The organism is Mycobacterium montefiorense (assembly GCF_025823255.1).
In the GTDB taxonomy this organism is placed as follows: domain Bacteria; phylum Actinomycetota; class Actinomycetes; order Mycobacteriales; family Mycobacteriaceae; genus Mycobacterium; species Mycobacterium montefiorense.
The window spans coordinates 235,843-260,955 of the sequence record NZ_JACKVL010000006.1; the positions used below are offsets into that span (position 1 = coordinate 235,843).

Sequence of the window (25,113 nt, forward strand, 5' to 3'; positions counted from 1 at the left end):
GGCTAACCACCCCAGTATGCCGTGCTCCCGTCAAAAAGACTTGCATAACTTGGCTATTGTCGGGCCGTCCGCACCGCGATGGATGTCCTTCCGGCACATTCGTTGACTTTAGTCAGCAAGGTTCATAGATTGAACGGCGCACACCGCGCACGAGCGAAGGAGCCTGGCATGGCATTGGAACAATTCCGGCTGGATGGACAGGTCGCGATCGTCACGGGCGCCGGCAAGGGGGTCGGGGCGGGCATCGCCCGGGTCCTGGCGGAGGCGGGGGCAACGGTTGTCGGGACCGCACGTACCGAGGCCGATGTCGTTGGCACGATTGAGGGTATCGAGGCCGCGGGAGGCAAGGGGCTGGCGCTCGTGGCGGACGCGATAAGTCGTTCCGACGGAGAACGGGTCGTGAATACAGCCATGGAGACCTTCGGCCGTATCGACTTTCTCGTCAACAATGTCGGCGGATCCACCTATGCGCGGTTTCTGGACATCACCGACGACGACTTCCGGCACACCTTCGACTGGTGTGTGACATCGGCTTTCATCATGAGTCAGCTCGCGGCGCCACACATGCTCGACGCCGGACACGGTTCCATCATCAACATCTCGTCGGGTTCGGCGCGGTTCGGCATCCGGGCGTTAACCGCCTATTGCGTCGCGAAGGGCGGCCTCGAAGCACTCACTCGCGCGATGGCGCAGGAACTCGCGCCGAAGATTCGCGTCAACGCCATCGCCCTGGGTTCATTCGCCACCGACGGCCTGCGGGGCAGCCTGGATCTGATGCCGGGGTCGCTGGAGAAAATGCAAGAGTCCACGCCGTTGCATCGGCTGGGCGATGTCGAGGATCTCGGGCGGCTCGCGGTGTATCTCTGCACGCGCGATTGCTACGCGACGAACGCGACCTTCCACGTCGACGGCGGCATCGACTCGAATAACTCGCCGCTACCGATACCCGACTACTAAGCCGGCGGCCGAGCCGAAATTGCCCACTGTGCCGCCGGACTGAAAGCAATACAGTATCGTCCACGGGAAGGATGAGGTAACGATGCGCAGAGTCATTCAGTTCTCCACCGGCAACGTGGGCCGGCATTCGTTGCGGGCGATCATCGGCCGCCCAGACCTAGAACTGGTCGGCGTGCACGCCGCCAGTGCCGACAAGATCGGCAAGGATGCAGCGCAGCTGTGCGGACTCGACACGCCGACCGGCATCGTCGCGACCGACGACATCGACGCGCTGGTGAACCTTGGCGCCGATTGCGTGGTTTACACGTCTCAGGGTGAGACTCGGCCGATGGAAGCGATCGAGCAGATGTCCAAGTTCCTCGCCGCGGGCACCAACGTCGTCGGCACGTCGATGGTATGGCTGGTCACGCCGCACCACGCCGAAGACTGGTTGCGCGAGCCACTGCAGCGCGCCTGCGCGGCCGGCGACAGCTCGCTCTACGTCAACGGCATCGACCCCGGCTTCTCCGGCGACACGCTTGTGCACTCGGCGGTCAGCCTTACTACTCGGGTTGATTCGATCATCGTGCAGGAGATCTTCGACTACGGAAATTATGATGACGCTGAGTTCACGGGCGCTGCAATGGGTTTCGGATCAACTGAAGACGACGATTCGCCGATGATGTTTCTGCCGGGGGTGATCGTGTCGATGTGGGGTGGTCAGGTCCGCAGCCTGGCGGACAATCTGGACATCAAGCTCGATGACGTTCGCCAGCGCATCGAACCTTGGTACACGCCAGAACGAATCGACTGCACGATGATGACGGTGGATCCGGGCCAGATGGCCGCGGTGCGCTTTGCGACCGAGGGGGTGCGCGACGGCAAGCCGGTGATTACCCTCGAGCACGTCACCAGGCTCACCGCCGCCGCGGCACCCGACTGGGAATTTCCGCCGGACGGTCACACCGGCGTGCACCGCGTCGTCGTGCAGGGGGAGCCACGGGTCGAGATCAACACGCACGTCTCGCACCCGGTGCTGGATTCCACTGACGCAGGATGTATCTCGACGGCGGGCCGGGCGGTCAATGCGATCGAGTGGGTGTGTCGCGCGCCGCAGGGGCTTGTCGCGGTCCAGGACATTCCGCTGTCCGCAACGATGCGCGGTGTGATGTGGAACGAGCAGTAGCCGAGGCGGCACGCAGCGTGTGCGATGGCGACTCGCCGAACTTGCGTTCATAGTGCTGCGCGAACCGTCCTAAGTGGTTGAAACCCCAGCCGAACGCAACGGCACTGATCTTGGTGTCGTCGGCGGCGCGCTGTAGGTCTCGACGGACACCGTCAAGACGCATGTGCCGCACGTATGTCGTGGGAGACATCCCGAACTGTTCCTGGAACAAGGTCTGCAGGTGGCGCGAGCTGACCCCGGCGACAACAGCGAGATCGCCCATCGTGAATTGCGATCCGGGCATGGACTCGATGTGATCGAGCACCTTGCGAACCGCCCTTGGGTTGCGAGCCTCGACACGCGCGTACATCTGAGGTGTCATCGAGTGCGGCTGCTGGACGAGCAGACCCGAGATCAGCGATCTCTCTAGGTATTCGAGGTGAGTCGCAAGACCGTTGGTGTGGATGGCCCGCGAATCATCGAGCGACTCGATGAGGAGCGTGATCATCGAGAGCCATCGAGCCCCGGCCGCGCTCATCAGATCCATCTCGTGTTCGAAGCGGATGTGTTTGTCGACGGGGCGACCCAAGATGTGCGCCAACTCGCTTTCGAGTCCGGCACGATCGATCTTGATGCAGATCTGTGTCGCGTCTGCACTCCAGCGTGGAACCGCCGCCTGCTCATATGGCGTGAAGACGGCTGCACGCTCCGGGATTGCGATCATCTGCCGCTCGGCGCACCACGAGACCACCTGGCCCGAGACGGGCACGTTCACGTGACAGGCGCCAATAGCACCGGGATCCATGGATACCGTGTTCGCGAACTTAACCAGCCCGATGGTGAGGTACTTCAACCGCACCGCCACAGTTCTGCACACGAGCCCAGGTTCTGCTCGCCTATCAAATCGATGTTCGCCGAGTAGAACATGTTGTTGAGGCTGACCCGGAACTCGTCGAAGTCGTCGGTGACGCAGTGGATGCCGGAATGAGCCTTGGCGGTCGACGACAGGTGGGCGCTGATCCGATCGCTAACACGTTGCAGTGCTTGATCTTTCATCGCCTACCTCATTCAACGGAGGATCTGTTAAAGCAGCCTGAGCCGTTTCCGTAATCGGATATCCGATCTCGCAAAGTGGATTTCGGAGCCCGGTTCAATGTCTTTAACGTCAATTGCACTGCCGTCAGATCGCTTCATTCCAGTGACGCCGGTCACGTGTGGCGACTACCCGCATTCCACCGTCGAGGAGAACTTCATGAATCACACACTCGAACCCACGATGCCCTTCGATGCGACGGGTACCGGCGCGTCACGGCCGAATCGCGAACTTATTGCCAAGGCCAGCGCACTGATACCGCTCATCGCCGAATATGCCGAGCAAAGTTCCGCTGACCGGCGCGTGGCACCTGAGGTGATGTCGGCGCTGGAAGCACAGGGCCTCTTCAAAATGTTCTCACCGCGTCGGTATGGCGGCTACGAAGAGAACCTTCGTACCGCAATGGAGACGATCGCGGAGGTCGCCCGCGGCGACGGATCCACCGCATGGGTGGTCGCGCTGCTTAACCTGTGTACCTGGTTCGCGACCACGTTCGCCCAAGAGGCGCAGGATGAGGTGTTCGGGGCGAATCCGGACGCGAGGTGTTGCGGGATCTTTACTTTCTGCGAGGCGGCTCGGGTTGACGGCGGCTACCTGGTCAGCGGCAAATGGGCTTACTCGTCAGGATGGTTCGCCGCGGACTGGGCGACCGTCGGGCTGGCCCTTGATGTAGAGGACGAGGATCGCGTCGCGCTGGCGCTCATTCCCAGGGAGGCGTGGGCTATCAATCCGACCTGGCTCGTCGCCGGTATGCAGGGCTCGGGCAGCGACACGATCGTGGTCGAGGATCACTTTGTGCCCGATCATCGCGTCCAGCGCTTCGGCGCCATGCGGGAAGCGAACTTCGCCACTCCGCATAAGGCCAACGAACGCAACTCCAACATGGCCTTCATTGCAGTCACCGCGTTGATGCTCGTCGGTGTGCAGCTAGGGCTGGCCCGCCGTGCGATGGAGCTAACCCTGGAGAAGCTTCCGAATAAGGTGGTCGCCTACACCAAGTACACGGCAGCCAAGAACTCACCAACACATCAAATCGGCGTGGCTGTCGCCGCCACCCAACCTGGCCGAGCTGCTGATGCGGCAGGCTACCGCCGACATTGATAATGCTGCCGCCCGCGGTGTGCTGCCCGACCTGGTAACTCGCGGTCGTATCCGCAGCGACGCGGGCATCATCGCCGAACTCGTCAAGGACGGGATGGACATCTTGATGACCACCAACGGCGCCGGATTGTTCGCCGACGCCAACGCGCTCAACCAGATCTGGCGGGATGCCGAGATCGCGGGGCGGCACGCCTTCGTCACACCCGAGATCGGCAAAGAGGTCTACGGACGCCTGCTGATCGGCGCCGACGACGCGCTGACGATGGATGTGTAGCGGCTGTTCGGCGCCGGGGCGACCGTCAACCAACGCGCTTACAGCGGCCACGTATTCGGCCCGACCTCGTAACGCAGTGCAGCAGCCGGAGGCAAGGGCTGTCGTTCGTTGACCGATATCGCATCGACCACGAGGGCGACGTAGCGTCGCCAGCCGTCGCTGTCCGCATCCATCGTGGACAGCACACCGAAGAGCATCGCGACCAGGCGGGGCAGGTCGTCGGCGACCAGGTCGGCGCGGATGCTGCCGGCTTGCTGTCCTTTGCGGGCGAGCTCGCCGAGCGCCTCGTTCAGCGAAACCGAGATGTCGGACGTGAGTGACCCGGCCCGGCGTGCGGCGGTCAGCAGGTTGAGTTCCCGGGCGCCCAGCGATATCGCCGCTTCGATCAGTTGGGTGAGACCCCGCAGCGGATCGTCGGCGCGGCGGGCGCTGTCGATCACCGGCGTCAGGTCCTCAGCGATGCTTTGATCCAGCGCGGCGCGGACCAGATCGGCCTTTGCCGGAAATCTGCGGTAGAGCGTCCTCTCACCGACGCCGGCGTGGCGTGCGACCGCTTCCACCGGGGCGTCGGGCCCCAGCTCGCCATAGACTTCGCGCGCCGCGCGCAAGATGCGCTCGACGTTACGTGCCGCGTCGGCCCGCAACGGCCGGTCTTCAATCGCGGTCATGGCCACAGCCTAACTGACAGTTGACTGCCAACAAGCGTAGTCTTAGGCTTTAGAACTGGCAGGCATCTGACACTTAATGGGAAACGCGGTTTATGTCAATATCTTTCGAGACCTCCGGGTCCTGCTCTGACGCTGATCTCCCGGTATTGCCCGTTCCGCGGGCCGCTCGCTGCCCGCTTGCGCCCCCGGCCGAATTCGTGGACTGGCGCGAGCAGCCCGGGCTACGAAAGGCGATGTTCCAGGGCAACCCGGTCTGGGTGGTCAGTCGCTATCGGGACATCAGAGCGGCGCTGGTCGATCCGCGATTGTCCGCGAAGACCATTCCGGATTCGATCATGCCGACCGACGCCGACAACAAGGTCCCGGTGATGTTCGCTCGGGCCGACGATCCAGAGCATCAGCGTTTGCGGCGGATGATGACCACCAACTTCACCTTCAGGCGTTGCGAATCGATGCGCCCGCACATCCAGGAAACGGTCGACCACTATCTCGGCCAGATGATCGACGGCGGCGCACCGGCTGATTTGGTGCGTGAATTCGCTTTGCCGGTACCTTCATTGGTGATCGCGCTGCTACTGGGCGTGCCGCCCGAAGACCTCGAAATTTTCCAGCACAACACCACGACCGGGCTTGACCAGAGATCCACCGACGAGCAAAAGGGCCAGGCTTTCGGGGCGATGTACGCACAAATCGAGGAGTTGGTGGAGCGCAAAGCGCGCGAACCCGGCGACGACTTGATCAGCCGTCTCGTCACCGAATACGTGGCGACGGGCCACCTGGACAATGCCACCACGGCCATGAACGGCGTGATCATGATGCAGGCCGGCCACGAAACCACCGCAAACATGATCTCGTTGGGAACGGTTGCGCTGCTGGAACATCCCGGCGTGTTCGAGAGACTCGGGCAGACCGACGATCCTGCCGTTGTCGCGAATATCGTCGAAGAGCTGATGCGCTACCTGACCATCGTGCACAGCCAGGTCGATCGGGTGGCGACCGAAGACCTGATGATCGGCGGTCAGCTGATTCGCGCCGGGGAGTTCGTCATGATGAGCCTGCTCGCCGGGAATTGGGACGCCGAATTCGTCGACAATCCCGAATCCTTCGATCCCAGCCGAAACACCCGCGGACACTTGGGCTTCGGGTACGGCGTGCATCAATGCATCGGAGCGAACCTGGCCCGCGTCGAGATGCAGGTCGCTTTCGCCACGCTGGCGCGCCGCCTGCCCCGGCTCAAACTGGCGGTCCGGCCCGAGGAACTGAAATTCAAAGAAGCCAATATCTATGGAATGAAAGAACTTCCGGTGAGCTGGTGACGACGTCGGTCGGCGAGCTGCGCTTCGACGATCAGGTTGCCGTCATCACCGGCGCCGGAGGCGGCCTGGGCAAGCAATATGCGTTGCTGCTGGCATCCCGAGGCGCGCGCGTCGTGGTCAACGATCTGGGTGGGTCGGTGACGGGGGACGGCAGCAGCGGTGACGCCGCACAGGCCGCGGTGGCCGAGATCCACGACCAGGGCGGTCAGGCGGTCGCGGACGGCCATAGTGTGACTAGTCCTCAAGGCGCAGAGGCGATTATCGACACCGCCCTTAGTGCCTGGGGACGAGTCGACATCGTGATCAACAATGCGGGCATCGTCCGCGACGCGCCGTTCGAGGAGATGACCACCGAACGGCTCGAGCCGCTGCTGGATGTGCATTTGAGGGGCGCGTTCTATGTCACCAGGCCGGCCTGGAAGGTCATGCGCCAGCAGGGGTATGGCCGCATACTCAACACCTGTTCGGCGGCGGGAATCCTAGGTGCTACCGGCATGAGCAACTACGGTGCGGCCAAGACCGGGTTGATCGGGTTCACGCGTGTGCTGGCCGCCGAGGGCGCTGACCACAACATCAAGGTCAACGCCGTCGCTCCGATTGCCTACACCCGGATGCTGGCGCACTCCGTCGACGGCGCCACCCAACCGGACGACGCATCCGCTCAGGCGGTGCTGGACGACCTGGTGGGTCAATACCTTCAGAAACTGGATCCGGCGCTGGTGGCCCCGGTGGCGGCCTTTTTGACCCATCGCGACTGTCCGGTGTCGGGCGAGATGTATACCGTTGGAGCGGGCCATGTTTCCCGATTTTTCATCGGACGGACGAAGGGCTTCTACAGTTCCGAGCTGTCGATCGAGGAGGTGCGGGACCGCCTGGCGCAGATCCGTGACGAAGCCGGGTACACGGTGCCCGGCGGGCCCGCCGACGAGATGAGCGAACTCTTCGCGGCGATCATGGCCGAGCAACCGGACTAACGGCGCTACTCGCGCCCCGCCGACACCCAGCTGAGGTCTTCGAAGCGCTCACCGGCAACCGCGGAACCGGCCGAATCCAGTACCGCCAACTGCTCTGGTGTCAGGTTCACCGCCAGCGATGCGGCGTTCTCGTCCACTCGCGTCGCCCGTCGGGTACCGGGGATCGGCACACTGGTGACGCCCAGCTGTTCAGCGCGATGACGCAGCCAGGCCAGGGCGACCTGCGCGCCGCTTGCGCCTTGCTCGTCCGCGACTGAGGTCACAACGTCCACTACTGCGAGGTTGGCATCCAAGGCGCCCTGCGCGAACCGTGGTATCCGGCGGCGGAAGTCGGACGGCGACGCCAGATCCGCGGGCGAGCGGACCGTCCCGGTGAGAAAGCCGCGTCCCAGCGGCGAATAGGGAACGAAGCCGACACCCAGCTGCGCGGCGGCCGGCACGACGTTGCGTTCGACGTCGCGGCTCCACACCGACCATTCGCTTTGCACGGCGGCGATCGGGTGTACCGCGACGGCCGAACGTAATTCGTCGGCGGTCACTTCGGACAATCCGAGGTGGCGCACCTTGCCGGCCGCTACCAGCTCTGCCATCGCACCGACCGTCTCCTCGATCGGCACCTTGAGATCACGTCGGTGCATGTAGTAGAGGTCGACGACGTCGGTGTTCAGCCGTTGCAAGCTTTCGTCGATGCATTGACGGACATACGCGGCATCGCCCCTCACCTCGCGTGAGCCCGCTGCCGGGTTGCCGTCGATGCCGAATTTCGTTGCGAGAGTGACCTCGTCCCGCCGATTCGCCAAGAGTTCGGCGATCAGCCGTTCGTTGCTCCCACCGCCGTAAATGTTCGCGGTGTCGATGAAGGTGACACCTGCGTCGAGGCAATGGTTGAGCGTGGCAAGCGATTCAGCGTCGTCGACCGCGCCGTAGATTGGGGTCAAGGGCATCGCGCCGAACCCGATCGCGCTGACGGTGAGTCCGTCACCAAGGTCGACAGTGGGAATTGTGGTGGTCATGGCTGCGCTCCTCGTCCTGATCCGACGTACTGAACACCACCGGCGCGCCCGTTATGCCCCGATCGGAGCAGCAACAGGTCCTCAGCAGCCGAACGCGGTACCGATGCCATCGGGCGGCGGCACCGACCGCAGGCAGCCGAACTGCTGGATTCCGGCGCTGCTGAACCGTACGGCCGACTGATGGGCATAATTCACGCACAACAAGCCCGTCTGATCGGCGCGACAACGGTAGTCGTCATAGGACAGCGTGTCGCCGCCCGCCAACTCGGCCCCGTTGCCGTTGACGAATGGACCCGGGTCGGCGCGGGCCGCACCGACTCGCAGGTTCGCGCCGTCGAAGTCGACCCAACCGCCTTTCCATTCGCCGTAGGCGGTTTTCGGCCGGGGTGGGGGATTGGTCAGGTCGACCAGGCAGGTGAGCGTGCCGCCGGTGTGGGCGGAATCCGTCGTACATGCGACTTTGGCGGCCGTCACGGTGAAGGCGACGTCATTTCCCAGCTGCGTGGTGACACCGTCGCGCGTGACGGCGCGATAGCGGGCCGGATCGGCGGGATGGCCTGTCTCGATCCATGCGATGACGTCGGAGATCGCCGCACCGGCCGCTGGTGGAGCTCCTGGACCCGGGGGTTTACTCCCCGGCGAGACCGTGCTGGTCGGGGAAAAACCGGAAACCGCCGTTGTGTTCGGGGTCTGCGATTGCCCGGGCTGGCCGCCGCCCGAGTGCGAGCATCCGGTAACCAGAACCGAAAGTGTGACCAGCACGGTCATTCGCATCCCGCCAGGCTAACCGCCACACCTTGGATTTAGCTGCTCCGCGCGCCCTACATACGTAGTGTCGGCTACCGTCGGCGTATGCACGAGCGCACTATCCGCGCACGCACCGCCAATGGCACCGTCGAAGGTTTTACCCGCGGCGGCGTCAATCGCTGGCGCTCCATTCCCTATGCACGGCCGCCGGTCGGGCGCCTGCGATTCAAGGCGCCGCAACCTGCTGCGCCTTGGTCGGGTGTGCGTCATTGCCACGGGTTCACCGACTGCGCCCCCCAGCAGCGCCGCTACACATTGCTCGGTATCGGCAAATACCAGTCCATCAGCGAGGACTGCCTCACCCTCAACGTCGTCACGCCGGAAGACGCCCAGACCGAACCGTTGCCGGTGATGGTTTTCATCCACGGCGGCGGGTACATCCTGGGCAGCTCGGCGACCCCGCTGTACGACGGCGCCGCACTGGCTCGTCGAGGTTGCGTGTACGTATCGGTCAACTACCGCCTGGGCGCGCTGGGATGTCTTGACCTGTCGTCGCTGTCCACCCCGGACATCACCATCGACAGCAACCTGTACCTGCGCGACCTGGTGCAGGCGCTGCAATGGATTCGCGACAACATCGCGGGATTCGGCGGCGATCCCGGCAACGTCACCATCTTCGGCGAGAGCGCGGGTGCGTGCATTACCGCCACACTGTTGGCCGTGCCGGCCGCCGAGGGCCTGTTCGCCCGGGCGATCTCCGAAAGCCCGGCGTCGGGTCTGGTGCGGTCGAAGGAGATTTCGGCCCAGTTCGCGACACGGTTTGCCAACCTGCTCGGCGCGCGACCCGGGGATGCCGCCAATGCACTGATGCAGGCATCATCGGCCCAACTCGTCGAGACCCAACACCGGCTGATCGATCAGGGCATGGAGAGCAGGCTGGGTGCTTTTCCCATTGGGCCGGTGATCGGCGACGATTACCTGCCCGAAGACCCCGTCGAGGCGATGCAGAGTGGTCGGGCGCATCGGGTGCCGCTGATCGTGGGCACCAACGCCGAGGAAGGCAGGTTGTTCACCCGCTTCCTGCGAATGTTGCCCACCAACGAATCGATGATCGAAGAGTTGCTGGCTGACGTGGAACCGGCTGCGCGCGAACGCATTACCGCCGCCTACCCGGATTATCCGTCGTCCTCGGCGTGCATCCAGCTCGGCGGTGACTTCGCCTTCAGCTCGGCCGCCTGGCAGATCGCCGAGGCGCACAGCACTCACTCGCCCACCTTTCTGTACCGCTACGACTACGCACCGCGGATGCTGCGCTGGTCGGGTTTGGGAGCAACGCATGCCACCGAGTTGCTCGCCGTTTTCGATTTCTATCGGACGCGGGTCGGCGCGTTATTGACCGCCGCGGCCGACCAGCGCGCCGCGTTGCGGGTCAGCAACCAGGTGCAGCGTCGTTGGCGAGCGTTCAGTCGCAACGGCGTCCCCGGTGACGACTGGCCGGCCTACACCGCCGACGACCGCGCCGTAATGGTCTTCGACCGCAAATGGCGTATCGAGTTCGATCCGCACCCGAATCGCCGGATGGCGTGGGCCGGCTTCTCATTGGCGCAGTGACCTGGCACGCTGACCTGGCACGGGAAAGTCGTTAGCGACAAGATTCGGGCAGAGGACGTCAATGGAGACCCAGCCAGTCGAAAGACCTAGTGATCTCACGGCTTCGTGGCTGACCACCGCGATCGGCGCCGGAGAGGTCGCCGACTTCGAAACCGAGCGCATCGGTACCGGCCAAATGAGTGAGTGCTACCGCGTGCGCCTGCGCTACACCGATGGGGCCGCGGGACCGGAGTCGGTGGTGTTGAAGGTCGCGGCGAGCGATCCGGTGAGTCGGCAGACGGGGTTGGCACTGGGTCTCTACGAGCGCGAAGTCCGGTTCTACCGCGATATCGCGCCACGCCTGGGCGGCCCGATCGCGCCGTGCTATCACGCCGAGATCAATACCTCGACGGGAGTGTTCGACCTGCTGCTCGGCCACGCCGGCCCGGCGACAGTCGGTGACGAAATCGCTGGTGCCACAATCGAACAGGCGACCATCGGGGTTGTCGAGTTGGGGCGGCTGCACGGTCCGCTGCTCGGCGACACGTCACTGGCGGAAGCGCCGTGGCTCAACCGGGATGCTCCGCTGAACCAGTCGATGATCGGGCCGCTCTATGCCGGTTTCCTCGACCGTTACGGCGACCAGATCGCGCCGGCGCACCGCATGGTGTGCGAGCGCCTGGTCGGTGCTTTCGACGCCTACTTGGCCGCCGAAGCGGAGCGGGACGCGGTGCAGGGCCTGGTCCATGGCGACTATCGGCTGGACAACCTGTTGTTCGGTGTCGATGGAGCCGACCGAGCGCTGACCGTGGTCGATTGGCAGACCGTTTCCTGGGGACCGGCATTGACTGACCTGGCTTACTTCCTCGGTTGCGCATTGCCGACCGAAGATCGCCGGGAGCACTACGACCGATTACTACGCGCCTACCACGAGGCACTCGGGCCGCAGGCGTCCATCACGCTTGCCGACGTCGCCGAAGGTGTTCGCCGACAAGGCTTTTTCGGCGTGATGATGGCGATCGTTTCGTCGATATTGGTGGAACGCACCGAGCGCGGCGACCGCATGTTCATGACGATGTTGCAACGGCACTGCGATCATGTGCTCGATACCGATGCGTTGGCAACGCTGCCGAATGCGGAGGCACCGGAGCCGCTGCGACCCTCGGAAGACGACGAACTCGCACATGTCCCCACCGGTGAATCGCTGTGGAGCGAGAGTTGGTATGCCGATTTCGTGGATGCTGCAGAGGGATTCGGCGGCTGGTTCCGCATCGGTCTGGTCGCGAACCAGCAGGCGGCCTGGGTTCAGGTGCTGCTGTGCGGACCCGATCTTCCTACGGTCGCCGTTCTCGACTACGAAATGCCGTTGCCGTCAGACCCGTGGGTGTTGCGCACCGACGCCTTTGAAATCGGCCATGCCGCGAGCGCGCCACTGCAGACTTACCGCGTCGATGTGCGTGCCCAGGGTCAGTCCTATTCGGACCCCTCGGCCATATTGCGCGGAGAACCGGGAACTCCCGTCGACATGACGATGAATTTGGTGTGGTCCACCGACGGCACCCCGTACAAGTACCGGGTGACGACGCGTTACGAAATCCCTTGCACCGTGACGGGAACCGTCACCGTCAACGACACCATCTACCGGATGGATTCCGTGCCGGGACAGCGTGACCACTCGTGGGGTGTGCGCGACTGGTGGAGCATGGATTGGATGTGGAGCGCGCTGCACTTGGATGATGGAACCCACTTGCACGGGTTGGACATCAACATTCCCAACGTTGCCCCGGTGGGCATCGGCTACATCCAGGACCCCGACCGAAACGTCACCGAGCTTCACACCGTGACCAATCCACGAGCTTTTCAAGACAACGGGTTACCGCTCAAGATGAGCTTGAGTCTCAACCCGGGTGGGATCAGCGGCGAAGTGGATATCCGTGGCCACGCACCGGTGCTGCTGACCGGCCCCGACGGACAGCTAAGCGAGTTCGCGCGCGCCTGGGTCAGCATTGATACCACGGATGGCCGCACCGGCGTCGGCTGGATGGAATGGAATCGTAACGTCGCGCAACAGACCTAGCCGCGGTGCCGACCGCCGTGGCGTCACACATTGTGGTGATGGGTGTCTCCGGATCGGGCAAGTCGACGGTCGGTTCTGCACTCGCACAACGGTTGCACGTGTCCTTCGTGGACGCCGACAGTCTGCATCCACCGGCCAACGTCGCCAAGATGGGTGCCGGGCAACCGCTCGACGACGCCGATCGCTATCCCTGGCTGGAAAGAGTCGGAGAGTGGTTAGCCGGCCAACGTGATGGCGGGGTAGTGAGTTGTTCGGCGCTCAAACGCACATACCGGGACCAGCTGCGCGCACACTGTCCGCGCGTCGAGTTCCTTTACCTGCGCGGCTCACCGGACGTGATCAGCGCTCGATTGGCAGCCAGGCCAGACCATTTCATGCCAGCGGAACTGCTGCGGTCGCAATTCGACGTGTTGGAACCCTTGGGGGCCGACGAGTCCGGTGTCGCCGTCGACATTGATCAAGACGTCGAGACCATCATCGACGAGTTTCTCGCGGTCTAGACGATCACCAGGGGAGCTTGCGCCGCCGGCTTTTGACCTCTGAACCGACTCGTTCCCGCGCGGCGTCGGCAAACTGGCTGCCGTGGGTACGTGCGGTTTCGGCGAGCTCCTCACCACGGTAGCGGGCCTTACTGGCCAGCTTTTCACTGCGCTTGCGGGCTTTCTTGGCCAGCGGTTTGGCTCTGTCGGCGGCCTCCTCCGCTAGCTTTTCGCTTCGCTTGCGCGCCTTTTCGGCCTTCTCGGCAAGCTCGTCGGCAAACTTTTCGCCCCGCTTGCGTGCCTTTTTGGCTAGCGGCGCGCTGCGTTCGGCGGCGACGCTGGCCAGTTCGCGGCCCCGGTCAAGGGCCACTTCGGCGTAGGGGGCGCCGCGTTCGGCCGCGGTGTTGGCCAGTTCGCGGCCACGTTCGGCGCCGATATGCAGACCGTGCGCGATTCTTTCGCCGAGGTCGCCGAAGTCGGTGTCGAGCAATGCGTCGTCAGATCCCGGGAGCGCCGAAGACACCCGCTCAGAAAGGCGCTCGGCCGCGCGCCGCCCACGCCATCCCAGCGATGGCTTGCCGGCGGTATCGGCGGATGCGATTACCAATCCGCCTACCAGGCTCAGGTCTTTGAGGAAGTCGCGCCGCAGCGCGGCTTTGCGCTCTGGGTCGGCCTCGGTCCAGAAGGAGTAGTTGCCGAAGTTGGCCGGCAGCACCGTGACCGCCAATACGGCAGACGCAAGCCGCGGCAGCTTGCCGGTGGCGAGCAGCAACCCGCCACCGATCTGAACGGCCGCGGTCACCTGCGCGAACGTCTGGGGGTCGTCCGGCATGCTGCGGGCCACCTGGTCCGGCAGCGCTTGCAGACCGTCCACTGCGGGCGCCGCGGCTTCCGCCGCTGACTTGGGATTGAGCAGCGATTCAACTCCCTGGCCGATGAAGGCAACCGACAACAGCGGCCGTGCAATTCTGCGGATCAGCATGGCAGGGGGTTACCCGACGAGTTCGCAAACAAACATCGCCCCAGCTAACGGCGATATGGTGGAGCGCGTGCGAGCGTTGATCATCGTCGACGTACAAAACGACTTCTGCGCGGGCGGTTCGCTGCCGGTGACCGGTGGCGACGCACTGGCCGGCGCCATCAACGAGCATCTGGCCGACCAGCCCGGTGACCAACACGTCGTGGCGACCATGGACTTCCATGTCGACCCGGGTGACCATTTCTCCGAGCACCCGGATTATTCGTCGTCCTGGCCGCCGCACTGTATTGCCGGAAGCCCCGGAGCGGATTTTTGCCCCGACCTCGACACCCGGCGGATCGAGGCGATTTTCCGCAAGGGCGCGCACGCCGCGGCGTACAGCGGTTTCGAAGGCTCCGACGAGCACGGGACATCACTACTCGAGTGGTTACGGCAGCGCGGCGTCGACGAAGTCGACATCGTCGGCATCGCCACTGACCAGTGCGTCCGCAGGACGGCCGAGGACGCGGCACGCAATCACTTGAGCACCCGGGTGTTGGTCAACCTGACGGCGGCGGTGACGCCAACTTCGGCCGCGGAAGCCTTGGCAGGGATGCGAAGTGCCGGAGTCGAATTGATTGGGGCCATCTGATGGTGGTCCCGCTGGACAGAGAGTCGCTGCTGGCCGCGGTTGAACGGTCGCCACGGGCGGCCGCCGCGCATGACCGCGATGGATGGGTGGGTTTATTCGCCGGCGACGGCCGAATCGAAGACCCGGTCGGTTCGCGACCGCATGTGGGCCGCGTAGAAATCGGGAACTTCTACGACACCTTTATCGGTCCGCGCGACATCACATTCCATCGTGATCTCGACATCGTCGTCGGCACTGTGGTGCTTCGTGATCTCGAGCTCGAGGTGGCTATGGGTTCGGCCGTCACGATGTACATTCCGGCGTTTCTGCGCTACGACCTTCGAGAAGCGAACGGGCAGTGGCAGATTGATCGTCTACGGGCGTATTGGGAGTTGCCCGCGATGATGCTGCAGTTCCTGCGAACCGGATCGGGGGCGATGTCGCCCGGCGTGGCACTGTCGCGAGCTCTGCTGGGCAATCAGGGGCTGTCGGGAACCGCGGGTTTCTTGAGCGGCTTTCGCCGGCCAGGCGCGCGGCACAAGCGGTTGGTACAGACTTTCCTCGGCGTTGTTTCACGTGGCGACACATCCATCGCTGCGCGCGCACTATCGCCTTCTGCCACAATTACTTTGGGTGACAAAGATCCGCTCGATATCGCCGAGTTCGCGGAGGCGCTCAACGGGGCGACCTGGACCAAGACGGTCGGTGCGGGATCCACGGTCGCCGTCTCGCTCAATTCAAGTCACGGGCGCGGCGTCATGTTCGCCGACGTGGCTTGGCGGGGCAAAGCGATCACCCAGATCCGTTATTTTCCTGCCTGACCGCGGGTGCTGATTAGGTCTTCACCCGCACCGCCGTGGAGCTTGCAGGTCACCGCAGCTCGCGTGACAACGCGAATCGCATGGTCGCATGTATTGCCGAGGACGTGATGGGTGCCGTAGAAATAGCTGTCATGGAACGGAGGCAAACGATGAGTGTGGTACGAACCGTCGGTGTTGGGGTGGCGATCACTGCCTTGCTGACTGTCACGACAGGCTGTGGCAAAGACGAAAAGTATTCTTCCTCGTCGTCATCGTCATCGTCATCGTCATCGTCATCGTCATCGTCATCGTCATCGTCGTCGTCGACGTCCTCGTCGACTTCAGCGGCGTCGTCGAGCTCATCAGCCTCGTCGTCCGCGTCGAGCGCGGCTCCGTCGGGAACGGCGCCACTGGCTGACTACTCCAACTTGCTGATCTCGGCCAGCGACATCGGGGCCGACACGACATTGGGCCCACCGCAACAGAACCCAGGCGGCGTGGCCGGCGTGGCGGTGACCTTCAGTAACAACGCCAAAACCCACACCATCGACGACCTCCTCGTGGTCTTCACCGATCCGGCCGCGGCGGCTCAAGGGGCCAAAGATCGCCCCGCCTCGCTCAGCAAATACGTCACGGGTGCCCCGCAGCCGTTCTCGGTGGGCACGAACGGGATCATCGTGGTCGGCCCGTCGCCCGATAACACCAAATCGGTGACCTACGTGGTGTTCGCCGAGGGCAAGGTCGTCGTCGACCTCGAGTTCGACAGCGGACCCAACGACGCCGCGCCGCAGGACTTCGTGCTTGACGTCGCCAAGAAGCAGGACGAAGCCGTCAAAAGCCGCGTGAGTTAGTAGCGCTGCGCTACCAGCAACGCCAAGCACGCCGCCGACAGGCACAGGAACACGCCGGGGAAAGCGATGTTGTACACGACGTGTGCCCGAAGGTGAGTCGCTACGGCGCCGACGAAAAACAGGACCAGGCCGGCCGCGGCCGCGATACCCAAAGCCGGTAAACCCAGCAGCCCGGCAACCAATCCGACGGCCCCGGCGAGCTTGGCCGCTCCCAGCGGCCGTATCCACGAACGCGGCACACCGACCTCGGCGGAGTTTGCCAGGACGAATTTCGCGGGGATGAAGTCGGCGACGGCGATCCCGCCGCTCATGATCGCGGTGATCAACGTGATCACCAGGGACGCGGTGTGCATTCGAATCAGCTCCTTTTATGTCGTTCAATCCGTTGTGGTGCAGCTATTTCCGCACCGGCGAGCCGGTTGGCTGCTGCGCGCGCCACGGCGCACAATCGGTAGGGTCATGGTGCTGGTCTGCTTGGGGCAGGGACTTCGATCGATGTGGTCGTCTTCTTGACGACTTGCGCGCGGAAAAGGTGACCCCATGAGCGCAACCAAAAATGGGGCAGACCTCGCCGATCTGGCACAACGGTTCGACGCGGATCGTCAGCACTTGCGGGCGGTGGCGTTTCGGCTACTCGGCTCGATAGCCGATGCCGACGACGCGGTGCAGTCGGCATGGCTCAAGGCCAGCCGAGCGGCCGGCATCGACGGCATCGACAACCTGACCGGTTGGTTCACGACTATCACCGCGCACGACGCGTTCGATCACCTTCGGGCTCGCAAGCAGCGCGCCGAGCAGCCGCTGGCCGACGCGGGAGAATTCGATCGGCTGGCGGCCACCGCACCGGCAGACGAGGATGTGCTGCTGGCCGACTCGGTTGGCAGCGCGTTGCTAGTCGTGCTGGACAGACTGTCACCTGCGCAGCGTGTGGCGTTTGTCCTGCATGACGTTTTCGCCGTGCCCTTCGAGACGATCGGCGAGGTGCTGGACCGGTCGCCAACGGCCGCGAAGAAGCTGGCGAGTCGGGCCCGTTCGCGACTGCATCAGGGCACGCCCGCGCAACCCGGCCGCTTGGCCCAGCATCTCGAGGTCGTCGAGGCGTTTCTGGCGGCGTCCCGCGGCGGTGACATCGCGACCTTGCTCGAGTTGTTGGCTCCCGACGTGGTGCGTCGGGTCGACCGCTTGCTGATTCCCGACGACGTGCCCGCCGAGCTGCGTGGAGCCCGCGAGGTCGCCGAGGAGACCCGTCGATTCGCCACCCGCGCACAGCGCGGTGTCGTCATGCTGATCGACGGTGTGCCCGGCGTCGTGATCGCGCCCCGCGGGCGCGCCCAGATCCTGTTGCGGCTCGGCATCGGGGCCGACAATCGCATCCACGCCATCGACATCAGCGCCGACACCGACCAGCTGCATCGGGCCGTTCTTGCGCTGCCGCCGGGGGCGTGTCAGGCAGATCTCAGCCCCATCGGGTACCAAGGACATGAGACATGGCCGGCGGGCGTCGTCGGCGATGAGGCGAGAACGGGAGCACGATGCTCGGTAAGCCGTTCGGACGGCGAACCCTGATGCGAGGCGCTGGCGCGCTCACCGCCGCGACTTTGGTGCCGTGGGTCGGCGGCTGTGCTTCCGACGACGACGCCTTGACGTTCTTTTTCGCCGCCAACCCGGACGAGGCGGCTGCGCGCCTGCGTGTCGTCGATGAATTCCAGCGCCGCCATCCCGACATCAAGGTTCGGGTGGTGCGGTCTGGGCCGGGCGTGATGCAGCAGCTGTCCACGTTTTGCGCGGGCGGTAAGTGTCCAGATGTGTTGCAGACGTGGGAGCTGAGCTATGCCGAGTTGGCTGCCCGGGGAGTGTTGCAGAACCTCAACGACTTCTTGGCGCGTGATCAGGCCTTTGCTGCCCAGTTGAAGGCAGACAGCGTTGGGCGGCTGTTTGACACGTTCTCCTTCGACGGCGGGCAATCCGCGTTTCCGGAGCAGTGGTCGGGAAACTACTTGTACTACAACAGGCGGCTATTCGCCGACGCCGGCGTCGCGCCCCCGCCCACGGCCTGGGACAAGAAGTGGACATTCGCCGAATTCCTGGACACGGCCAAAGCGTTGACCAAGAGGGACGCATCGGGGCGGGTCACGCAGTGGGGTTTCGTCAACACCTTTATCTCGTACTACTCCGCCGGGTTGTTCGCGTTGAACAATGGCGTGCCGTGGTCGACGCCGCTGCGGAACCCGACGCATTTCAACTTCGACAACCCGGCGTTCATGGAGGCGGTGCAGTTCTACGCCGACCTCGCTAACAAGCACAACGTGGCACCCGACGCTTCCGAGGTGCAGTCGATGTCGACGCCCGATCTGTTCGCCGCGGGCAAGGCAGCGATCGCGCTGGGTGGTCACTGGCGATACCAGACCTTTATCCGGGCCGAGGGATTGGATTTCGATGTCGCCCCGCTGCCGGTAGGCCCATCCCTACCCGAGGGGCGCAACGCCTGCTCCAATATCGGCACCACCGGACTGTCCATCTCGGGGGCCAGCAAACGCAAAGAGCAGGCGTGGGAATTCGTCAAGTTCGCCACCGGGCCCGTCGGGCAGGCCGTGATCGCTGAAACATCCTTGTTCGTACCGGTCTTGCGGTCTGTGCTCGCGTCGGACGGATTCGCCAACGCCCACCACAGGATTCGCAACCTTGCCGTGCTCACCGAAGGGCCGTCCCATTCCGAAGGATTGCCCGTTACGCCGGCATGGGAAAAAATCGCAGCGCTGGTCGATCGCAACATGGGACCCGTCTTGCGCGGTTCCCGCCCGGCGACATCGCTGACCGGGTTGTCGAACGCAGTCGACGAGGTTCTGCGAAACCCATGATCTCAACCGCTGAATCCACGCCGGCCGGCGAGACATTGCCCAAGGGACTGCGTCCTTGGCGCCGACGTGCATGGGCAGGGCGGCTGTTCGTCGCACCGAACCTGCTCGCGGTCACGGTGTTCATGCTCTTCCCGCTCGGCTTCTCGTTGTACATGAGCTTTCAGCAGTGGGACGTGTTCAATCCGCCAAAGTTCGTGGGGTGGGCGAACTTCGAAAATCTGTTCACCTCTGATCCGCTGTTCCTCATCGCGATTCGCAACACCGTGGTCTTTACGCTCGGAACGGTCGTGCCGACCGTTCTCATCAGTCTCGTCGTGGCCGGCGTGCTCAACCGAAAAGTCAAGGGCATCACGATTTTCCGGACAATCGTCTTCATGCCGCTCGCCATCTCGTCGGTGGTGATGGCCGTCGTGTGGCAGTTCGTCTTCAACACCGACAATGGGTTGCTCAACATCATGCTCGGTTGGGTTGGGCTCGGCCCGGTCCCGTGGCTGGTAGACCCCAACTGGGCGATGACGTCGCTGTGCGCCATCAGTGTGTGGCGGAGCGTTCCGTTCGCTACCGTCATCTTGTTGGCCGCAATGCAAGGAGTTCCGGAAACCCTGTACGAGGCAGCAAAGATCGACGGTGCTGGCGAAGTCCGCCAATTCGCATTCATCACGCTGCCGCTGATCCGTGGGGCGATCTCTTTTGTCGTCGTCATTTCAATCATCCACGCGTTTCAGGCGTTTGACGTGGTCTATGTGCTCAACGGGGCCAACGGTGGTCCGGAAACGTCGACTTATGTCTTGGGCATCATGCTGTTTCAGCACGCCTTCTCCTTTCTGGAATTCGGCTATGCTTCGGCACTGGCATGGGTTATGTTCGCCATCCTGCTAGTGCTGACCGTGCTGCAATTGCGGATCACCCGGCAGCGTTCCTTGGAGGCATCCCGTGGCCTTAGCTGAGCGTGTGGTCAAGCGCAGCGTGCTTCGCGCTGTTCCGGTCTACGCCGCGCTGGTCGGCATCGCGTGGTGTTGGCTGTTCCCGATTGCCTGGGCAGTTTCGGGCTCGCTGAAAAGGGAAGGTGAGATCAGCGAGGCGAAGCTGCTACCTGCCCGCCCCCAGTGGTCGAATTACACCGAGGTGTTCGCGGTGATGCCCTTTTGGCGAATGTTCTTCAATACCGTGCTGTATGCCGGATGCGTCACAGCCGGACAGGTCTTCTTTTGCTCACTGGCCGGATATGCCTTCGCGCGCCTGCAGTTTCGCGGCCGTGACACGCTTTTTGTGTTGTACCTCGGCACCCTGATGGTTCCGCTGACCGTCACCGTGATCCCACAGTTCATCATGATGCGGATCGCCGGCTGGGTGGACACTCCCTGGTCGATGATCGTGCCGGGCTTGTTCGGCAGTGCGTTCGGCACCTATCTCATGCGGCAGTTCTTCCAAACGCTGCCAACCGATCTCGAGGAGGCGGCAATTCTCGACGGTTGCTCGCCGTGGCAGATCTACTGGCGGATTCTGTTGCCCCACGCCAGGCCCGCGGTGATGGTGCTCGCCGTGCTCACCTGGGTCAACGTCTGGAACGACTTCCTGTGGCCGTTGCTGATGCTTCAGCGCAACAGCCTGGCCACGTTGACGCTTGGCCTGGTCCGGTTGCGGGGCGAATACGTCGCGCGCTGGCCGATCATCATGGCGGCTTCGATGCTGATCATGGTGCCGTTGGTCATCATCTACGCGGTCGCCCAACGTTCGTTCGTCCGTGGTATCGCGGTGACCGGAATGAGTGGGTAACGGTGGCTTCGGTGAGCTTCGAGCAGGCAACGCGGCGCTATCCGGGTGCGGATCGGCCGGCCCTGGACGGTCTCGATTTGTCGGTCGATGACGGAGAGTTCGTGGTTCTGGTCGGGCCATCGGGTTGTGGCAAGACGACTTCGCTACGGATGGTGGCCGGATTGGAAACCCTGGACGCCGGGCGCGTTCGGATTGGCGATCGCGACGTCACCAACGTCGATCCCAAAGATCGCGACGTAGCCATGGTGTTCCAGAACTACGCCCTCTATCCGCATATGACGGTGGCCCAGAACATGGGCTTCGCGCTCAAGATCGCCAAAACCCCGAAAGCCGAGATCCGCGAGCGGGTGCTGGACGCGGCGAAATTGCTTGACTTGCAGCCATACCTGGACCGAAAACCCAAAGATCTCTCCGGTGGCCAACGCCAGCGGGTGGCGATGGGACGCGCAATCGTGCGCCGCCCACAGGTGTTTTTGATGGACGAGCCGTTGTCCAATCTCGATGCGAAATTACGCGTGCAGACCCGCAATCAGATCGCCGCCTTGCAGCGTCGGCTCAAAACCACCACGGTCTATGTCACCCATGACCAGGTCGAGGCCATGACGATGGGCGACCGTGTCGCAGTACTGCGCGACGGCATATTGCAACAGTTCGCGGCGCCACGCGAGCTCTACCGGAACCCAGCCAACGTCTTTGTCGCCGGATTCATCGGATCTCCGGCGATGAATCTGTTCACTCTTCCCATTGTTGATTCCGCTGTCTCGCTCGGGGATTGGCCGATCCGGCTGCCGCGTGAAATCGGAAGCGCGGCACGTGAGGTCGTGGTTGGGGTTCGACCGGAACACTTTGAACTGGGCAGCCTTGGGGTGGAAATGGAGGTCGACGTGGTCGAGGAGCTCGGTGCGGACGCCTACCTGTATGGCCGAATCGCGGACGCCGGCAAGGTAATCGCACAAAACGTCGTTGCACGCGTCGACGGTCACAATCCGCCGCAGAAAGGCAGCAGGGTTCGGTTGCATCCGGAACCCGGACAACTGCATTTCTTCGGGGTCGACGGCGAGCGGCTCTCGTGAGCACGGACTCGGTCGACCTGGTGTGCCAAGGCGGCGGCGTTCGGGGCATTGGCCTGGTCGGGGCGGTGGACGCGCTCGCTGCGGCCGGCTACCGCTTTCCTCGCGTCGCCGGAACAAGCGCGGGCGCGATCGTTGCCTCGCTGGTGGCAGCCCTGCAAGCGGCCGGCGAACCGCTGACCCGGCTCGCCGAGATTATGCGCTCGCTTGACTACCGAAAGTTCTTGGACCGCAACCTAATCGGGCTTGTTCCACTCATCGGCGGGGGACTCTCATTGCTGGTATCAGATGGCGTCTACCGCGGCGCCTATCTCGAGCACCTGCTGGCCGGTCTGCTCGCTGACCTGGGTGTGCGGACCTTCGGCGACCTGCGCACCGGTGAGGGACCCGAACAATTCGCGTGGTCGCTGGTCGTCACCGCGAGTGATCTGTCCCGGCGCCGGTTGGTCCGCATTCCATGGGACCTCGATTCGTACGGGATCGACCCGAACGAATTCCCAGTGGCACGCGCGGTGCACGCCTCGGCGGCGATTCCCTACGTGTTCGAGCCGGTGCGGGTGGGCAGTGCCACCTGGGTCGACGGCGGCTTGTTGTCGAGCTTTCCCGTGGAGCTGTTCGACCGGGCTCAGCCGCGGTGGCCGACATTCGGGATCCGGCTATCGGCGCGGCCCGGCATCCCGCCCACGCATCCCGTGCATGGGCCGGTGTCGTTGGGCATTGCCGCAATCGAGACATTGGTGAGCAATCAGGACAACGCCTACATCGACGATCCGTGCACGGTGAGGCGCACCATCTTCGTTCCGGCCGATGAGGTGAGCCCGATCGACTTCGACATCACCGCCGAACAACGCGATGCTCTCTACCGCCGAGGATTGCTCGCGGGCCAGGAGTTCTTGAAGACCTGGAACTATGCCGACTATCTTCAGGCGTGTGGGGGCCCAGTCGCAGGAGACTAGCGCCGCGCGCACCCAATCGCGTCGAGGCGACGCTCGACGCGCTGAATGTCATCCAGTGAGGGCAGCGCGTTGGTGATCCGAAAGATCGCGACTCCGACGTCGACGGCGGTGATGGGAGACGTTCCCCGCGCGATGAATTCGCCTGCGATGATGACGATCTCGTCATCGGTCACGCGCCGGGGCAACAGCGCCGCCATCGGCAGGTAGCCGCTCAGCGGCATTTCAGCCGGGTAGCCGGCGCGCAGAAACGCGACAGCCCTCGACACCAGATCGGGCATCCCCATGCTTCCACCTCATTACCTCGCGCCGTCAAGCGCTCCAAGTAAGTTAGCAGCGGCCACGTCGTTTTTTCGGTAAAGCAACGCGGTCCTTACAGCCAGTGCGTCAATCTTTCCGATTCCTTTGCGCCCATCCATGGGCGCGCCGGTCACGAGTTTCGGTCGTGGGCGTTCCTAGTATTGCCGCGTGATGGATCGCTACGGAACCGACGTGCTGGCCGCCGGTCGGCGCAAGCCGCGCTCTACCGAACACCCTGCTGATCTGGGTCTTGTCGTCGAGGATGTCGAGACCGGTTATGTCGGTGCGGTGGTCAGGGTCGAGTACGGACGCATCGACTTGGAAGACCGCCATGGCCACGTCCGTGGCTTCCCGCTGGGGCCCGGCTACCTGCTGGAGGGCCGTCCGGTGATCCTCACCGAACCGCGCCGCGCGGCGCCCGCAGCCACGAGCCGGACGGCATCGGGCTCAGTCGCGGTACCTGGCTCTCGCGCCCGTGTCGCGAGAGCCAGTCGTATCTATGTCGAAGGCCGCCACGACGCGGAACTCATCGCCCAGGTCTGGGGCGAGGACCTGCGCATCGAAGGTGTCGTCGTCGAGCACCTCGGCGGCGTGGACGATCTCGTCGGCATCGTCGCGGAGTTCGCCCCCGGCGCGGGCCGCCGGCTCGGCGTTCTGGTCGACCACCTTGTCACGGGTTCGAAAGAGGCCAGGATTGCCGAGGCTGTGCGCCGGGGGCCGGGCGGCCCCGACACCCTGGTCGTCGGCCATCCCTATGTCGACATCTGGCAGGCGGTGAAGCCGCAGCGACTCGGCCTGACGGCCTGGCCCGACGTGCCGCGACACATCGAATGGAAGCACGGCGCGTGCCAGGCGCTCCGTTTGCCGCACGCCGACCAGGCCGACATCGCCAGGGCATGGCGGCGTATCCGGTCGCGGGTGCGCGACTGGAACGATCTGGAACCCGCGCTGATCAGCAAAGTCGAAGAACTCATCGACTTCGTGACGGAGCCTGGCCGCTGATCGGCTCGGCCCACTTGCCGGACACGTCTTGCGTTAAATACGGCTCGGAGGAACTCATTTCGGCCGATTCGGCCGCGCTGGGAGACCCAGCGCCATCGAGCAAAGCAGAACCCCGCCCAGAGCGATCACGTTGAGGATGGCGTCGCGGGTTCCATACATGTGCAGCATGGTCAGGTGGTAGATCAGATGCAACAGATTGAACGTCGTCCAGCTCACCGCTGTGACAATCCGTAGCGTCCGATTCGAGAGATAGACGAGCGTCAGGGCACTCAGGACGGTCAAGGCCAAATACATCGAGCCGACGTCTTTGACGAGATGCTCGTTGTACGGGCCGAGGACAGGCAACCATCGCAGGCCCATACCGGGAAAAGTGTTGTACCAATTCAGCGGAGCGAAGTAGGCCCAGCAGCCCACAAACACGCCCGACAGCGTTAGCACAAACAGACACGCGCGGTAGAGGAAGGAGTTCATGACATCTATG

General features: G+C 63.8%; 29 protein-coding genes. 19 read left to right on the forward strand and 10 right to left on the reverse strand.

The annotated features are described in order from the left end of the window. Window positions 1-168 precede the first annotated feature (168 nt). A complete protein-coding gene (locus tag H7K34_RS02895) occupies window positions 169-957 on the forward strand; it encodes an SDR family NAD(P)-dependent oxidoreductase (protein ID WP_264059729.1) in 789 nt (262 codons plus the stop codon). A gap of 82 nt (window positions 958-1,039) precedes the next feature. Next, a complete protein-coding gene (locus H7K34_RS02900; RefSeq protein ID WP_264059730.1) occupies window positions 1,040-2,122 on the forward strand; it encodes an NAD(P)H-dependent amine dehydrogenase family protein in 1,083 nt (360 codons plus the stop codon). Here H7K34_RS02900 and H7K34_RS02905 read toward each other — a convergent pair. Next, entirely contained in the window at window positions 2,019-2,978 is a 960-nt protein-coding gene (locus H7K34_RS02905) for an AraC family transcriptional regulator (RefSeq protein WP_264059732.1), read from the reverse strand. The two genes, H7K34_RS02900 and H7K34_RS02905, sit on opposite strands and share 104 nt — an antisense overlap. Continuing rightward, the gene (locus tag H7K34_RS26715) at window positions 2,951-3,157 is read right to left on the reverse strand and encodes a hypothetical protein (RefSeq protein WP_264059734.1); all 207 of its coding nucleotides are present in this window, start codon (window positions 3,155-3,157) and stop codon (window positions 2,951-2,953) included. Before H7K34_RS26715 ends, H7K34_RS02905 begins: the two co-directional genes overlap by 28 nt. Before the next feature lie 196 nt (window positions 3,158-3,353). Between H7K34_RS26715 and H7K34_RS02915 the strand changes: the two genes are divergently transcribed. Continuing rightward, window positions 3,354-4,295, forward strand: coding sequence for an acyl-CoA dehydrogenase family protein (locus H7K34_RS02915; protein ID WP_264059735.1), 942 nt, complete (start codon window positions 3,354-3,356; stop codon window positions 4,293-4,295). Continuing rightward, window positions 4,270-4,569, forward strand: a complete 300-nt coding sequence (locus H7K34_RS02920) for an acyl-CoA dehydrogenase family protein (protein ID WP_264059738.1) — start codon at window positions 4,270-4,272, stop codon at window positions 4,567-4,569. The genes H7K34_RS02915 and H7K34_RS02920 overlap by 26 nt, the downstream gene beginning before the upstream one ends. A 38-nt stretch (window positions 4,570-4,607) precedes the next feature. On the opposite strand, the gene H7K34_RS02925 is transcribed toward H7K34_RS02920, so the two are convergent. Beyond that, entirely contained in the window at window positions 4,608-5,237 is a 630-nt protein-coding gene (locus tag H7K34_RS02925; protein WP_264059741.1) for a TetR/AcrR family transcriptional regulator, read from the reverse strand. A gap of 92 nt (window positions 5,238-5,329) precedes the next feature. Here H7K34_RS02925 and H7K34_RS02930 point away from each other — a divergent pair, with 92 nt between their 5' ends. Continuing rightward, window positions 5,330-6,553 carry a cytochrome P450 gene (locus tag H7K34_RS02930; protein WP_264059742.1) on the forward strand — a complete coding sequence of 408 codons (1,224 nt, stop codon included), beginning with the start codon at window positions 5,330-5,332 and terminating at the stop codon, window positions 6,551-6,553. Next, window positions 6,550-7,527, forward strand: a complete 978-nt coding sequence (locus H7K34_RS02935; RefSeq protein WP_264059744.1) for an SDR family NAD(P)-dependent oxidoreductase — start codon at window positions 6,550-6,552, stop codon at window positions 7,525-7,527. The genes H7K34_RS02930 and H7K34_RS02935 overlap by 4 nt, the downstream gene beginning before the upstream one ends. Window positions 7,528-7,532: 5 nt before the next feature. Here H7K34_RS02935 and H7K34_RS02940 read toward each other — a convergent pair whose 3' ends face one another. Further along, the gene (locus tag H7K34_RS02940; RefSeq protein WP_264059746.1) at window positions 7,533-8,540 is read right to left on the reverse strand and encodes an aldo/keto reductase; all 1,008 of its coding nucleotides are present in this window, start codon (window positions 8,538-8,540) and stop codon (window positions 7,533-7,535) included. A gap of 81 nt (window positions 8,541-8,621) precedes the next feature. Continuing rightward, window positions 8,622-9,314, reverse strand: a complete 693-nt coding sequence (locus H7K34_RS02945; RefSeq protein WP_264059748.1) for a hypothetical protein — start codon at window positions 9,312-9,314, stop codon at window positions 8,622-8,624. A gap of 78 nt (window positions 9,315-9,392) precedes the next feature. Between H7K34_RS02945 and H7K34_RS02950 the strand changes: the two genes are divergently transcribed. From H7K34_RS02950 to H7K34_RS02960, 3 genes are all read left to right on the forward strand, one after another. After that, the gene (locus H7K34_RS02950; protein ID WP_264059750.1) at window positions 9,393-10,898 is read left to right on the forward strand and encodes a carboxylesterase/lipase family protein; all 1,506 of its coding nucleotides are present in this window, start codon (window positions 9,393-9,395) and stop codon (window positions 10,896-10,898) included. Window positions 10,899-10,959: 61 nt separating this feature from the next. After that, window positions 10,960-12,954, forward strand: a complete 1,995-nt coding sequence (locus H7K34_RS02955) for an ecdysteroid 22-kinase family protein (RefSeq protein ID WP_264059752.1) — start codon at window positions 10,960-10,962, stop codon at window positions 12,952-12,954. 38 nt (window positions 12,955-12,992) lie between these two features. Beyond that, window positions 12,993-13,454 carry a gluconokinase gene (locus H7K34_RS02960; protein ID WP_264060497.1) on the forward strand — a complete coding sequence of 154 codons (462 nt, stop codon included), beginning with the start codon at window positions 12,993-12,995 and terminating at the stop codon, window positions 13,452-13,454. Window positions 13,455-13,458: 4 nt separating this feature from the next. On the opposite strand, the gene H7K34_RS02965 is transcribed toward H7K34_RS02960, so the two are convergent. After that, the gene (locus H7K34_RS02965; RefSeq protein ID WP_264059755.1) at window positions 13,459-14,415 is read right to left on the reverse strand and encodes a DoxX family protein; all 957 of its coding nucleotides are present in this window, start codon (window positions 14,413-14,415) and stop codon (window positions 13,459-13,461) included. Between the two features lie 55 nt (window positions 14,416-14,470). On the opposite strand from H7K34_RS02965, the gene pncA reads away from it, so the two are divergent. Both pncA and H7K34_RS02975 read left to right on the forward strand, forming a co-directional pair. Beyond that, window positions 14,471-15,043 carry a pyrazinamidase PncA gene (pncA, locus tag H7K34_RS02970; protein WP_276059237.1) on the forward strand — a complete coding sequence of 191 codons (573 nt, stop codon included), beginning with the start codon at window positions 14,471-14,473 and terminating at the stop codon, window positions 15,041-15,043. Further along, on the forward strand, window positions 15,043-15,843 hold the full coding sequence (locus H7K34_RS02975) for a ketosteroid isomerase family protein (protein ID WP_264059760.1): 801 nt from the start codon (window positions 15,043-15,045) through the stop codon (window positions 15,841-15,843). The genes pncA and H7K34_RS02975 overlap by 1 nt, the downstream gene beginning before the upstream one ends. Before the next feature lie 204 nt (window positions 15,844-16,047). Here the strand turns inward: H7K34_RS02975 and H7K34_RS02980 are convergent, their stop codons facing one another. Further along, entirely contained in the window at window positions 16,048-16,185 is a 138-nt protein-coding gene (locus H7K34_RS02980) for a hypothetical protein (RefSeq protein ID WP_264059763.1), read from the reverse strand. Between the two features lie 65 nt (window positions 16,186-16,250). Here H7K34_RS02980 and H7K34_RS02985 point away from each other — a divergent pair, with 65 nt between their 5' ends. Beyond that, window positions 16,251-16,673: a hypothetical protein gene (locus tag H7K34_RS02985; RefSeq protein ID WP_264059769.1), complete on the forward strand. Its 423-nt coding sequence runs from the start codon at window positions 16,251-16,253 to the stop codon at window positions 16,671-16,673. Here H7K34_RS02985 and H7K34_RS02990 read toward each other — a convergent pair. Next, entirely contained in the window at window positions 16,670-17,026 is a 357-nt protein-coding gene (locus H7K34_RS02990) for a DoxX family protein (RefSeq protein WP_264059772.1), read from the reverse strand. The genes H7K34_RS02985 and H7K34_RS02990 overlap by 4 nt on opposite strands. A 187-nt stretch (window positions 17,027-17,213) precedes the next feature. Here H7K34_RS02990 and H7K34_RS02995 point away from each other — a divergent pair, with 187 nt between their 5' ends. From H7K34_RS02995 to H7K34_RS03020, 6 genes are read left to right on the forward strand one after another with little or no spacing between them, the layout of a single operon-like run. Further along, window positions 17,214-18,239, forward strand: a complete 1,026-nt coding sequence (locus H7K34_RS02995) for a sigma-70 family RNA polymerase sigma factor (RefSeq protein WP_264059774.1) — start codon at window positions 17,214-17,216, stop codon at window positions 18,237-18,239. Then, window positions 18,206-19,531 (forward strand): ABC transporter substrate-binding protein, encoded by a 1,326-nt coding sequence (locus tag H7K34_RS03000; protein WP_264059777.1) that lies wholly within the window; start codon window positions 18,206-18,208, stop codon window positions 19,529-19,531. The genes H7K34_RS02995 and H7K34_RS03000 overlap by 34 nt, the downstream gene beginning before the upstream one ends. Beyond that, the gene (locus H7K34_RS03005; protein WP_264059779.1) at window positions 19,528-20,478 is read left to right on the forward strand and encodes a carbohydrate ABC transporter permease; all 951 of its coding nucleotides are present in this window, start codon (window positions 19,528-19,530) and stop codon (window positions 20,476-20,478) included. The genes H7K34_RS03000 and H7K34_RS03005 overlap by 4 nt, the downstream gene beginning before the upstream one ends. Further along, window positions 20,465-21,307 carry a carbohydrate ABC transporter permease gene (locus H7K34_RS03010; protein ID WP_264059782.1) on the forward strand — a complete coding sequence of 281 codons (843 nt, stop codon included), beginning with the start codon at window positions 20,465-20,467 and terminating at the stop codon, window positions 21,305-21,307. The genes H7K34_RS03005 and H7K34_RS03010 overlap by 14 nt, the downstream gene beginning before the upstream one ends. 2 nt (window positions 21,308-21,309) lie before the next feature. Beyond that, complete coding sequence (locus tag H7K34_RS03015) at window positions 21,310-22,380, forward strand: ABC transporter ATP-binding protein (RefSeq protein ID WP_264059784.1); 1,071 nt, start codon at window positions 21,310-21,312, stop codon at window positions 22,378-22,380. Then, window positions 22,377-23,333, forward strand: coding sequence for a patatin-like phospholipase family protein (locus H7K34_RS03020; protein WP_264059786.1), 957 nt, complete (start codon window positions 22,377-22,379; stop codon window positions 23,331-23,333). Before H7K34_RS03015 ends, H7K34_RS03020 begins: the two co-directional genes overlap by 4 nt. On the opposite strand, the gene H7K34_RS03025 is transcribed toward H7K34_RS03020, so the two are convergent. Further along, a complete protein-coding gene (locus H7K34_RS03025; protein WP_264059788.1) occupies window positions 23,330-23,617 on the reverse strand; it encodes a DUF3349 domain-containing protein in 288 nt (95 codons plus the stop codon). The genes H7K34_RS03020 and H7K34_RS03025 overlap by 4 nt on opposite strands. 181 nt (window positions 23,618-23,798) lie before the next feature. On the opposite strand from H7K34_RS03025, the gene H7K34_RS03030 reads away from it, so the two are divergent. Next, the gene (locus H7K34_RS03030) at window positions 23,799-24,632 is read left to right on the forward strand and encodes a DUF3097 domain-containing protein (RefSeq protein ID WP_264059790.1); all 834 of its coding nucleotides are present in this window, start codon (window positions 23,799-23,801) and stop codon (window positions 24,630-24,632) included. Between the two features lie 54 nt (window positions 24,633-24,686). On the opposite strand, the gene H7K34_RS03035 is transcribed toward H7K34_RS03030, so the two are convergent. Further along, window positions 24,687-25,103, reverse strand: a complete 417-nt coding sequence (locus tag H7K34_RS03035; RefSeq protein WP_264059793.1) for a hypothetical protein — start codon at window positions 25,101-25,103, stop codon at window positions 24,687-24,689. Between the last annotated feature and the right edge of the window lie 10 nt (window positions 25,104-25,113).